Consider the following 10,626-nt stretch of genomic DNA (forward strand, 5'->3'; position numbering starts at 1 on the left):
TCAGCGCCTAAATAGGGCCATGAGCACGCCCCGTACTGTCCGCCTCGCCGTCATCGGTTCCGGCCCCGCCGGCTGGACCGCCGCCATCTACGCCGCCCGCGCCTCGCTGAATCCGGTGGTCATCGCCGGTCTGCAGCCCGGCGGCCAGCTGACCATCACCACCGATGTCGAGAACTATCCCGGCTTCGCCGAGACCATCCAAGGCCCCTGGCTGATGGAGCAGATGCAGGCCCAGGCCGTGCACGTCGGCACGGAGGTCATCCACGACATCGTGACCAAGGCCGACCTGTCTCAGCGCCCCTTCCGCCTGACGCTGGACAGCGGCGCGGAACTGCTGGCTGAAACCGTGGTCATCTCGACCGGCGCCCAGGCCAAGTGGCTGGGGCTGGAATCCGAGGCCGACTATCAGGGCTTCGGCGTCTCCGCCTGCGCCACCTGCGACGGCTTCTTCTATCGCGGCAAGCAGGTCGTGGTCGTCGGCGGCGGCAACACCGCGGTCGAAGAGGCCCTGTTCCTGACCAACTTCGCCGAGAAGGTCACGGTCATCCACCGCAAGGCCGAGTTCCGCGCCGAGAAGATTCTGCAGGATCGCCTGTTCGCCCATCCCAAGATCGAGGTCATCTGGGACGTGACGGTCGATGAGATCCTGGGCGTCGTCGACGGCGTGGCCCGCAACGTCACCGGCGTGCGGCTCAAGAACGTCAAGACCGGCGACCTGTCGGAAATCCCCGCCGACGGCGTCTTCATCGCCATCGGCCACGCCCCGTCCTCGGAACTGTTCAAGGGCCAGCTGGAGATCAACTCGGGCGGCTATCTGCGGGTCAAGCCGGGCTCGGCCTCGACCGCCATCGAGGGCGTCTACGCCGCCGGCGACGTCACCGACGACGTCTATCGCCAGGCCGTCACCGCCGCCGGCATGGGCTGCATGGCCGCGCTGGAAGCCGCCCGTTTCCTCGCCGAAGAAGACCACAAGGCCGCCAACAATCCGATCAGCCACGCCGAGGCCGAGAAGATCGGCGCCTGGTGATCGCCTAAGCTCCCTCCCCGCCTCGGGGAGGGAGAATCAAGGCAGGCCGACTTGCTCGACGGCCATCGGCGTAACGCCGGTCTGGAGCTTGAACAGCAGCCATCGCGCCCCTAACTGCAAGGCTCAGGCGCAGCAGCGCCGCAGGGGGATGAAGATGTTTGCCGTCGTTGCGCTGGTCATGGCCTTGCTGGCCGCCTTTCCCACGACGAAAATCGGTCAGAGCCTGCACAGGCTCCTGGTCGAACAGACCGCGCGCCGCTTGAACCGGATCACGCCCGGACGGACGGTTTTCTACATGGCCCTGGGGGTGGCGGGCCTGATCCTCTTCGGCCTGTTCGAAGCCGAGGGCCTGCGGCTCTTCAGCCTGTTCGCGCCCGAGATGATCCTCTGGTTCGGCATGTTCGACGTGGCGCTGTTCCTCGACGTCTTCATCCTCGCCGCCGCCCTGGGCGCCACCGCTCGATTCCGGGCGATGCGCGCCGCGCTGGTGGAAGGGGTCCGTCAGGTCGGGGCCTCGCTGCGATTGCGGCCCACGGCGAGACCGCGCGCACCCAAGGCTCGCCCGGTTCGCGCCGACAAGGCCGGATCAGCCGATCCCGACCCAGGCTGGGCGGTCTTCGCCTGACGTTCCCGATCAGGCCGCCGGCTTGCCGACTTCCTCGACAGCCATGGCGGTGACGCCGGGCGGCGGTGGCGCCGTAACGGTCGGGCCGGCCTCATAGGCCTTCAGCCGTTCGTTGATGGCGGCGATCTCTTCCTTGCTGGCCTGACGGCGGCCGCCCAGGCTGGCGATGCCGACGACGCGGGTCTGGCCGTCGATCTCGACGGTGCGCAGCTGGTTCGGCGCGGCGCCCATCAGGGCCTCCTCGACGCTGTCGGCGGCCAGCAGGATGCGCGGCTGGGCGAAGCGGGCCTCGTCGATGACCGGCTCGCGGCCCGAGGACTTGTCGGTGAAGGCGGCGCTTTCGCCCGGCGCGCCCTTCCAGCGATAGAAGATGTGGGCCCCGACCTGGGTGATCTTGGCCAGGGTCGGCGACCACCAGGGGTGGACGTAGTCGGCGTGATAGTGGGTCGCCGTGCCCACCCGCGTCGCCACATGGCCGGCCAGGGCGCGCTCGGCCACGCGGGCGGCGCGGTTCCAGGCCCAGGGGATGGGAGCGCGGGCCAAGGCCCCGTCGCAGGTGAAGCTGAACTGGCAGCCCGTGGTCCGCTCGGCGCCCTGATAGACGACGCCGCAGACCGTGTCGGGATAGTTGGGATCGCGCACCCGGTTCAGCACCACCTGGGCCACGCCCTCCTGCCCCTCGGTCGGCTCCAAGGCGGCTTCGTAATAGACGGCCTGGGTCAAGCAGCGCAGGGCGCGCTTGCGGTCGGCCTCGGTGGCGGGGCGCAGGTCGAAGGGCAAGGCGGGCTGCAAGGCGCCAAGGGCGTTGGGCATGGCCGCGTTCAACTGCTGGGCCGCAACGCCCGACACGCCCTGATCCAGCGAGGGCTTGCCGCCCAGGGTCAAGCTCTCCCACCCCGGAGTCAGATCATACAGTTCAGGCAGGTTCAGCGCCGGATCAAAACGGCGGGCCAGGGCCAGCTGCCCAGCGTCCAGCCGCGCCATGACCAGCGTCAGCCCGCGTGGGGTCAGGTCGCCGCCGGTGGCGCGGGCCACGGCCTCGACGGTGCGGTCGAGGTCGGGACGCGGGCTGGAGCTGGCCGACATGGCCAACCCCATGGCGGCCAGGACCCCGGCCATGGCGGCGGGCGCCGCAGCCAGTGCGCGGCGTCCCGTCGTCCTCAACCGTGGCAGCCGGCCTTTCAGCATTCCGTCCTTCCAGCGGCGCCGTCGAGCGCCGGAGGGCGATCCGAGTGACCGCCCAATCCGGCGCTTTTCAGGCCCGAAGATTACCGTTCCGTGAGGTCCCCTAGCGATCGCCCAGGCTGGAGCGCAGCATCCAGGCGGCCTTTTCGTGGGCGGCCAGGCGCTGGGTCATCAGGTCGACCGTGGCCTCGTCGCCGACCGCGTCGGCGGCGTCCAGCGTCGCGCGGGTCGTGGCGATCAGCACGCCGTGATCCTTGATCAGCTCCCCGAGCATGGCGTTGGCGTCCTTCTCCGGGTCGCCGTCCTTGATCGACGTCAGGTTGGCGAAGGCCGAGGCGCTCTGCGGCGCCAGTTCGCCCAGGGCGCGGATGCGCTCGGCGATGTCGTCCAGCGCAGCCCATATTTCATTGTACTGCTGCTCCAGCAGCTTGTGCAGGCTGAAGAACTCCGGCCCGCGGACGTTCCAGTGATAGCCGTGCGTCTTCTGATAGACGGCGAAGCTGTCGGCCAGGACCTTGGACAATTCGCGCGCGACGTCGTCGCGTTCCTTGGGTTTCAGGCCGGTGTCGATGGCGGCTGTCATGTCTGCTCCTGCTGCGTGTGATCGAAGATCCAGCTATGCAGTTAGGTCGTTTCGCCTGCCATCCAAGGGCGGGCGACGGCCCGTCGCATGAATCTTCGCTGCTGTAACGCTGAAGTCGCGGGGGCGTTGCAGGCCTGGACCCGCCATCCCGCGTCGTCGGAGCTTCAACGGCGGAACCCGGCGCTGCGCCCGGCCCCGCCGCCTGGTCGTACAGAGCGGAGGCTTAGCGCTGACGCGCCTTGCGGGCGGCGTAGCGGGCGTCGCGCGCGGCCTTCTGCTCTTCCTTGGTCAGCTGCTTGCGCTCCTTGCGGGCGGCGCGCTTGGCGGCGTCGACTTCTTCCTGGGCTTCCTGTTCGGCCGCCATACGCGCGGCTTCCTTGTCGGCCTTCTCGCGGCGCACTTCAGCCTTTTCCAGCTCGAACTGCTGACGCTGCGCTTCCTTCTCGGCGGCGCGCTTCTCGGCCAGCTTCTCGAACTCGGGATCCTGGACCGTCGGCTTGGGCTTGAACTTGGCCAGCAGGGCCTTCTTGGCGTCCTGTTGAGCGGTGATGCGGTCGTTGAAGCCGGTTTGTTTGAGGTCTCGCATGCGTAGAGGCGGTCTTCCTTGAAACTCTGAATGAGGGGCGACGCCGATCAGTGGCGGCCCGGCGGGCGTGCGGATGCGCGAACGGCCCGGCGCGCTGCCAAAGCGGAATCCGGCGCAGAAATCAAGCTCCGCCGCGGTTTTCGGGCCCTAAAGGCGCAATTTAGGATCGGAATCGCATCCAGAGAGGCACAGGGGGGGCGAACAACGCCGCGAGCAAGCGGCGCCGCCGAACCTCTGCGCCGGCTCCTATTCGTGCGGCTTATCCATATGGCCGACGACGGCGCCGGCCGCCCCGCCGACCGCCGCTCCGACAGGACCGGCCACTATGGCGCCGGCGATGGCGCCGGTCGCGGCCTTCTGCTCGATCGTATGTCCGCAGGCGGAAAGCCCCAGAGCCGAAACCCCAAGGACGAGGACGGCGGCGGCGCGGATCGGGAAACGGGTCATAAGGCAGGGAACTCCTTGAAATGGTTGAGCTTGCAACGCTGTCGCGGCCAAAAAGTTCCCTTCTCAGGCGAAACTCCGACACGCAAGAAACGCGTCCGATCCGAATAGCGTTTACAGCGCGAACCGACCCGATTCGAAATCATTGACGTGCAACTGAATACAGATTCGACAAGATGTGCTTAAGCAATGACACAAGCACCTCTTAGACCACCAAAACTCCATCTTTAGGGACGCGACGGATTGCTGCACCGCAGCGACATCTAGCGAATCAAACACATTGAAGTCATAAATGGATGGCTTAAGGCCCGTCTTCCGGAGGTCGGCCGCTTGTCGATCTCTGGTCCGGAGCCAGTTCGCGACGCGTCACGTCGCCTGGGTTCGTTGAGTACAGGGGCGGCATCCTCGCCCTGCTGAACAGGACTACGCCTTTGAGTTTCTCTTCGCAGACGCGTGCCCTGATGCACGCCGCCCAATCTGTTCGCCTGCGCCCCAAGACGGCGGCTGCGGCGTTCGGCGGCGTCGTCAGCCTCGCCGTCGGTGGAGCCTATCTGGGCGGCGTGGCCGCCCAGGCTTCGACCGTGCGCGCCCAAGCCGAACGCCTGCAAGGCGCGGGTTCCGAGGGCTATACCCAGGAAGCCATGGCCGCCGCGGCCGGCGGCCTGGACGCCAGCGCCCTGGCCATCGCTGATCGTCACGATCCCTATGCCGTCGCCGGCGCCGCCCAGCGCGACCGCCAGGCGGAGCTGCTGACCGCCCGCCTGGAAGAGTCCCAGAACGGCCTGCGTCGCGCCAGCCTGACCAATCCCGCCGCCCAGCCCTTCCGCCTCGGCAGCACGCTGGACCAGTCGCGCGACCTCGATTGCCTGACCAAGGCCGCCTATTACGAAGCGCGCGGCGAAGGGACCGACGGCATGAAGGCCGTGGTCCAGGTGGTTCTGAACCGCGCCCGCCACCCCTCCTTCCCCAAGACCGTCTGCGCCGTGGTCTTCCAGGGCTCGAACCGCAGCACCGGCTGCCAGTTCAGCTTCACCTGCAACGGGGCCATGCGCGGCGCGGTCAACCGCACCGCCTGGAACCGCGCCCGCGACGTGGCCTCCAAGGCCCTGTCGGGTCAGGTCTATGCGGCTGTCGGCAACGCCACCCACTTCCACACCACCGGCGTCTCGCCCAGCTGGCGCACCAGCCTGGTTCGGGTCGGCCAGGTCGGCGATCACCTGTTCTACCGTTTCGGCGGTCGTTCGGGCTCCAGCGAATCGTTCCGCTATACGCCGCGCCCCTCGGTCGCCGCCGAGGCGCCGCGCCTGGTCCAGGCCAGCCTCAAGACGACCGAGGCCTCCAGCGGCCCCGTGCCCTATAGCCAAGTCGCGTCGGACACCGCCGTCGCCGGGTAATCCCCCGACGGCGGACCGCGCTCAGCGATCCTGCGTCTTCCACTGTGGCGTCATGTTCTGCTTTAGGTTGCCGAACCGGCCCTGTTGACGGGTGTTGACGTCGGCGTCTCCGGGCTGGCCCGACTGGGCGCCCGTGGCCAGATCGCGGCGATCCGCCATCTCCTGAACAGAGCGCGCGCCATGATCGGCGAAGCTGCGCTGCTCCTTGGGCACGGACGGGGATTTGGTCATGGCGGCCTCCTTATTCAAATGAAACGGCGCCCGGCGCGCAGACGTTCCCGGCCCGCTTCTTGCTAGAATGAAGGCGAAGCGCCTCCCCCCGGGCGCGGGAGACGGCCCTTGACGACCACGACCGCCACCCTGAGCCGGCCCTCCGCTCCTGCGCGAGGCGGAGCTTTTGGACGCCATGCGCTTCGTCGCCGCCCTGTTCGTGGTTGTGTTTCATTTTGGGGACGAGGCGCCGACGGCGCTGCAGGCGATGCACGGGTTTCTGGGGCGCGGCTATCTGGCCACCGACTTCTTCCTGATCCTGTCGGGCTTCGTCCTGGCCAAGGCCTATGGCGCGGGCGTGGCCAGCGGCAAGGTGTCGCTGGGCCGGTTCTGGCTCAAGCGGTTTGCGCGCTGCTATCCGACCCACTTGATCACCCTGGCCATGCTGGTCGTCATGGTCCTGGCCGCCGGCTGGCTGGGGATAGAGGCGACCCATGAAGGCCGCTTCAACTTCTCGGGCCTGCCCGCCCAGATCCTGCTGCTGCACGCCTTCGGCCTCGGCGGCGGCCACTGGAACATTCCCAGCTGGACCATTTCGACCCTGCTGATCTGCTACGCCTTCTTCCCCATGCTGTGGCGGGCCATGCTGAGGATCAACAGCCTCTGGATCAGCCTGGGGCTGGCCGTCGCCATCATCGTCGGGTCGAACGTCCTGAGCCTCGCCCTGCTGGGCCAGCAGCAGTTCAGCCTGAGTTTCCAGTGGTGCATGTTCCGCGCCGCCCCCCTTTTCCTGGTCGGTCTGGCGCTGGCGCGCGCGGTTCAAACCGGGCGCTGGAACGCCGGTTCGGCGCGCATCATCGGCTTCGGCGGCGGGGCCGTCCTGTTGGCCAACGCCGTCATGGTCGGGCCGGACCTGATCAACATCCTGGCCATCTGCGCCGTCATCATCGGCTGCGGCGCCTCGCCGGTGACCAGGCCCATCCCCGGCGCTGAATGGGGCGCCAAGGTCAGCTTCTGCCTGTTCATGGTCCACACCATCACCGGCGCGATCTGGTTCGACCTGGTCGAGCCCATGGCCGACCGCCTGCACCCGGCGATCGAGAGCGTGGCCTGGGAGGCCTGGGCCATGTGGTTCGGCGCCCTGGTCTTCACCCTGATCGCCTCGGACCTCTACAACCGCTTCATCGACGAGCCGATCCAGAACTGGATCGGCCGCAAATGGTTCGCGCGGCCGGTCAGCGCCCCGGTCGTCAGCGAGAATCCAGACCCACGTCCAGCTGCGGAACAGAGTGCGTAAGGGCGCCGACCGAGATCACGTCCACCCCGGTGGCGGCGATCCCCGCCACGGTCGACAGGTTGACCCCGCCTGAGGCCTCCAGCGTCACCGGGCCAAAGGCGCTGGCGCGCACCCGGCGCACGGCCTCGGCCATGTCGTCCAGATTGAAGTTGTCCAGCATGATGACGTCGGGCCGTTCCGGCAGGACCTCGTCCAGCTGAGCCAGACTGTCGACCTCGACCTCGACCTTCATCAGGTGGGGGGCGAAGGCCCTGGCGCGGCGCACCGCCTCGCCCGCCCCGCCGCAGACGGCGACGTGGTTGTCCTTGATCAGGATGGCGTCATCCAGACCGAAGCGATGGTTCAGCCCGCCGCCGCAGGCCACCGCGTGCTTCTCCAGCGCTCGCAGGCCGGGCGTGGTCTTGCGGGTGTCGGCGATGCGGGCGCTGGTTCCCGCCACCGCCTGCACATAGGTCCGGGTCAGGGTGGCGATGCCGCACATCCGGCCTAGCAGGTTCAGCGCCGTCCGTTCCGCCGCCAGCAGGGCGCGGGCATTGGCCTCGACCGCGACCAGCACGGTCCCGGCCTCGAAGGCGTCGCCGTCGGCGACCTTGAGGGTCACGCTTGCCTGCGGGTCCATGGCGTGGACAGCGATCCGCACCACAGCCCCGCACGCCATCACACCCGCCTGACGCGCGGCGAAGACGGCGCTGAAGCGCGCGTCCTCGGGGATGCAGGCCTGGGCCGTCACGTCGCCGACGCGGCCCAGATCCTCGGCCAGGGCCATCCGCACGACGGGCTCGATCAGCAGGTCCGGCAGGGTTCGGGTCACGAAGGCGTCCTTTGAAAATCAGATGATGGCGGTCAGGGCGGCGATCACCGCCGTCTCGGCCTCGTCGTTACGGGGGAACGTCAGCCGCTTCCGCGTATGTTCCGCCCTCGGCAGGCTGTCGGGATAGTCGGCGCGGAAATGCCCGCCCCGGCTCTCGCGCCGGTTCAGCGCCCCCTCGGCGATCAGCCGCGCCGCCGTCAGGACCACGGCGTCGGGATGCGCCTTGACCAGTCTGTCGATCACGGCGATCAGAGCCGTCAGCCCTTCCTCGTCGCGCACCACGCCCGCGAACCGGGTCATGGCAGCGCGAAGCTCGGCCATGGCGTCGGGCGGCAGGTCCTTCGACGCCCGCGCCGGCTTCAGCGCCACCTTCGGCGGCTGAACCTCTAGCGCCGCCGCCCGCCCGGCCCGCCGGCCGAAGGCACCCGCTTCCAGCAGGGAGTTGGAGGCCAGACGATTGGCGCCGTGCACCCCGGTCGCCGCGCATTCGCCGATGGCGTAAAGGCCCGGAACCGTGGTCCGCCCCTCGTCGTCGGCGACGATGCCGCCCATGTGGTAATGCGCCGCCGCCGCCACCGGGATGGGGCTGACGCGCGGGTCCAGCCCGGCGCGCATGCAGGCGGAAAACACCGCCGGAAACTCGTGCGGGAAGGCCTCGCCCACCGCTTTCGTCGCGTCCAGAAACGCCCCGCGCCCGTCGGCGCGCGCCGCATGCACCGCCCGCGCCACGATGTCTCGCGGGGCCAGGTCGGCGTCTTCATCCTTACCCAGCAGATAGGCGCCGGTCCCGTCGATCAGCCGCGCCCCCTCGCCGCGCAGAGCCTCGGTCGCCAAGGGCGCCGGGTCCAGTCCCACGTCGATGGCGGTGGGGTGGAACTGCACGAACTCGGGATCGAGGACCTCGGCCCCCGCCCCATAGGCCAGGGCCAGCCCCTCGCCGCGCAGGGCCGAGGGGTTGGTGGTCACTTCATAGAGGCCGCCGACGCCGCCGGTGGCCAGGACCACGGCGGGGGCGAAGACCTCGTCTACCCGCCCCCCCGCGCGCTCGATCAGGGCGCCCCGCACCCGACCATCCACGTCCTGGATCAGGCCGCACAGCCGCCCGTCTTCCCAGATCTCGATATGCTTCGACGCCCGCGCCGCGGCCACCACCGCCGACAGGATGGCCCGCCCGGCGCCGTCGCCGCCGACACGGGCCACGCGCGGCAGGCTGTGCGCCGCCTCAAGACTGACGGAGAAGCCGCCCGCCTCGTCCCGGTCGAAGGGCGCGCCCAGCGAGGCCAGCCACTCCACCGTCTCGCGCCCGCGCTCCGTCAGGGCGCGCGCCGCCTCGGGCTCGACCAGACCGGCGCCCGCGCCCTCGGTGTCCTTGGCGTGCAGGACCGCGCTGTCCTTCGGCGACAGAGCCGCCGCCAGCCCGCCCTGCGCCCAGGCCGAGGAACAGGCGTTCAGCAGGGCCTCGGGCGTCACGACCAGGGCTTTCGCCGGCGCGGCCTCCAGCGCGGCCGACAGCCCCGCCAGTCCGCCGCCGATGATCAGCGGCCCGTCATGCCGGATGCGCGCCATGTCTCTAACGGCCTCCCACGCCGATGAACCGCAGCCCCATCTCGAAGGCCGGCTCGACCGCGCCGCCGGTAAGGGGCAGCAGGGCGCCGATCGCCGCCGCCGCGCAGATCGCCGCCGTCGCCAGATAGAGGGCCAGGCTGCGCCCCGCCTCGGGCCAGCTCAGCCGCCCCCAAGCCGCGCGCCAGACGCCGCGCTTCAGATGGCTGAACACGGCGATGCCGAGGAAGGCCGCCAGGATGAACCGGCCGGTCGACAGCCCCCACCAGACCGCCAGACCGCCGACGGCCAGCAACGCCACCTGCTCCAGCCGCGGATGCACCCGCGTCAGCACCGGGCCCAGCGCCTTGGACCCGTCCAGCGGCGGGGCGGGCAGCAGGTTCAGCAGATTGATCATGGCGATGAAGAAGGCCCCCATCAGCCACTCGGGCGACTTCAACCAAAGGCCCGCCGCGACGAAGGGGATCATGGCGATCAGGCCGAAGGCCGGTCCCGCCAGCGAGACCAGCACGCCGTGCCACTCGGTTTTCGGCTCGCGCTGACCCTTGGCCAGTCCGCCGAGGAAGGGAATGATGTAGATGCGCGCCGGGCCCATGCCGAGGCGGTTCATCGCCAGGACGTGCCCGTACTCGTGCACGAACAGGCCGAACAGGACGCCCCCCGCCACGACAATGCTGCCGGTGATCCACCACAGGAAGCCCGCCATCAGCAGGGTCGAGATGATGGCCCAGGCCGGGTGCTGGCCCTTGTCCTCCAGCGGCGCGGCCTTGCGGGCGCGCACCGGCTCGGGTGTCGCTTGTTCGGGCGCGGTGTCCCAGGGACCGGGACGACGGGTGGTGTTATCGGTGTCGCTCATGGCGTCGAACTGGGCTTGCGTCGAGCGGCCCGCAACGGGCCGCAT

12 protein-coding genes are annotated in these 10,626 nt (G+C 69.3%); 4 read left to right on the top strand and 8 right to left on the bottom strand.

Annotated features, from left to right (window positions below; translation table 11 throughout):
- Positions 1 to 19: 19 nt before the first annotated feature.
- A complete protein-coding gene (gene trxB, locus ACREEF_RS11125; protein WP_431565645.1) occupies positions 20 to 1,027 on the top strand; it encodes a thioredoxin-disulfide reductase in 1,008 nt (335 codons plus the stop codon).
- 154 nt (positions 1,028 to 1,181) lie between these two features.
- On the top strand, positions 1,182 to 1,652 hold the full coding sequence (locus tag ACREEF_RS11130; protein ID WP_431565646.1) for a hypothetical protein: 471 nt from the start codon (positions 1,182 to 1,184) through the stop codon (positions 1,650 to 1,652).
- A 9-nt stretch (positions 1,653 to 1,661) separates the two neighbouring features.
- Here the strand turns inward: ACREEF_RS11130 and ACREEF_RS11135 are convergent, their stop codons facing one another.
- The 4 genes from ACREEF_RS11135 to ACREEF_RS11150 all read right to left on the bottom strand — a co-directional run bounded on the left by ACREEF_RS11135 (position 1,662) and on the right by ACREEF_RS11150 (position 4,453).
- Positions 1,662 to 2,840, bottom strand: a complete 1,179-nt coding sequence (locus ACREEF_RS11135; RefSeq protein ID WP_431565647.1) for a cell wall hydrolase — start codon at positions 2,838 to 2,840, stop codon at positions 1,662 to 1,664.
- 100 nt (positions 2,841 to 2,940) lie between these two features.
- Positions 2,941 to 3,420 (bottom strand): Dps family protein, encoded by a 480-nt coding sequence (locus ACREEF_RS11140; RefSeq protein WP_431565648.1) that lies wholly within the window; start codon positions 3,418 to 3,420, stop codon positions 2,941 to 2,943.
- 223 nt (positions 3,421 to 3,643) lie between these two features.
- Positions 3,644 to 4,006: a DUF6481 family protein gene (locus ACREEF_RS11145; protein ID WP_431565649.1), complete on the bottom strand. Its 363-nt coding sequence runs from the start codon at positions 4,004 to 4,006 to the stop codon at positions 3,644 to 3,646.
- A 246-nt stretch (positions 4,007 to 4,252) separates the two neighbouring features.
- Positions 4,253 to 4,453 (bottom strand): hypothetical protein, encoded by a 201-nt coding sequence (locus ACREEF_RS11150; RefSeq protein ID WP_431565650.1) that lies wholly within the window; start codon positions 4,451 to 4,453, stop codon positions 4,253 to 4,255.
- Positions 4,454 to 4,881: 428 nt separating this feature from the next.
- Here ACREEF_RS11150 and ACREEF_RS11155 point away from each other — a divergent pair, with 428 nt between their 5' ends.
- Positions 4,882 to 5,844, top strand: a complete 963-nt coding sequence (locus tag ACREEF_RS11155; RefSeq protein ID WP_431565651.1) for a cell wall hydrolase — start codon at positions 4,882 to 4,884, stop codon at positions 5,842 to 5,844.
- Positions 5,845 to 5,865: 21 nt separating this feature from the next.
- Here ACREEF_RS11155 and ACREEF_RS11160 read toward each other — a convergent pair whose 3' ends face one another.
- A complete protein-coding gene (locus ACREEF_RS11160) occupies positions 5,866 to 6,075 on the bottom strand; it encodes a hypothetical protein (protein WP_431565652.1) in 210 nt (69 codons plus the stop codon).
- Between the two features lie 175 nt (positions 6,076 to 6,250).
- On the opposite strand from ACREEF_RS11160, the gene ACREEF_RS11165 reads away from it, so the two are divergent.
- Complete coding sequence (locus ACREEF_RS11165) at positions 6,251 to 7,351, top strand: acyltransferase family protein (RefSeq protein WP_431565653.1); 1,101 nt, start codon at positions 6,251 to 6,253, stop codon at positions 7,349 to 7,351.
- Here the strand turns inward: ACREEF_RS11165 and nadC are convergent.
- The 3 genes from nadC to ACREEF_RS11180 form a co-directional block, all read right to left on the bottom strand.
- Positions 7,305 to 8,117, bottom strand: a complete 813-nt coding sequence (gene nadC, locus ACREEF_RS11170) for a carboxylating nicotinate-nucleotide diphosphorylase (RefSeq protein ID WP_431565657.1) — start codon at positions 8,115 to 8,117, stop codon at positions 7,305 to 7,307. The two genes, ACREEF_RS11165 and nadC, sit on opposite strands and share 47 nt — an antisense overlap.
- Positions 8,118 to 8,180: 63 nt before the next feature.
- Positions 8,181 to 9,728 carry an L-aspartate oxidase gene (locus ACREEF_RS11175; RefSeq protein ID WP_431565654.1) on the bottom strand — a complete coding sequence of 516 codons (1,548 nt, stop codon included), beginning with the start codon at positions 9,726 to 9,728 and terminating at the stop codon, positions 8,181 to 8,183.
- Positions 9,729 to 9,732: 4 nt separating this feature from the next.
- Positions 9,733 to 10,626 (bottom strand): metalloprotease (locus ACREEF_RS11180; protein ID WP_431565655.1); only part of this gene is annotated, 894 nt, incomplete at its 5' end.

Source organism: Brevundimonas sp., from assembly GCF_050729455.1.
Lineage (GTDB): Bacteria > Pseudomonadota > Alphaproteobacteria > Caulobacterales > Caulobacteraceae > Brevundimonas.

What these genes read in the sequence shown, in the direction of transcription:
- ACREEF_RS11150 (WP_431565650.1), bottom strand. Translation starts at nt 4,453, where the DNA reads ATGACCCGTTTCCCGATCCGCGCCGCCGCCGTCCTCGTCCTTGGGGTT.
- nadC (WP_431565657.1), bottom strand. Translation starts at nt 8,117, where the DNA reads ATGGCCCTGGCCGAGGATCTGGGCCGCGTCGGCGACGTGACGGCCCAG.
- trxB (WP_431565645.1), top strand. Translation starts at nt 20, where the DNA reads ATGAGCACGCCCCGTACTGTCCGCCTCGCCGTCATCGGTTCCGGCCCC.
- ACREEF_RS11165 (WP_431565653.1), top strand. Translation starts at nt 6,251, where the DNA reads ATGCGCTTCGTCGCCGCCCTGTTCGTGGTTGTGTTTCATTTTGGGGAC.
- ACREEF_RS11175 (WP_431565654.1), bottom strand. Translation starts at nt 9,728, where the DNA reads ATGGCGCGCATCCGGCATGACGGGCCGCTGATCATCGGCGGCGGACTG.
- ACREEF_RS11160 (WP_431565652.1), bottom strand. Translation starts at nt 6,075, where the DNA reads ATGACCAAATCCCCGTCCGTGCCCAAGGAGCAGCGCAGCTTCGCCGAT.
- ACREEF_RS11135 (WP_431565647.1), bottom strand. Translation starts at nt 2,840, where the DNA reads ATGCTGAAAGGCCGGCTGCCACGGTTGAGGACGACGGGACGCCGCGCA.
- ACREEF_RS11130 (WP_431565646.1), top strand. Translation starts at nt 1,182, where the DNA reads ATGTTTGCCGTCGTTGCGCTGGTCATGGCCTTGCTGGCCGCCTTTCCC.
- ACREEF_RS11145 (WP_431565649.1), bottom strand. Translation starts at nt 4,006, where the DNA reads ATGCGAGACCTCAAACAAACCGGCTTCAACGACCGCATCACCGCTCAA.
- ACREEF_RS11140 (WP_431565648.1), bottom strand. Translation starts at nt 3,420, where the DNA reads ATGACAGCCGCCATCGACACCGGCCTGAAACCCAAGGAACGCGACGAC.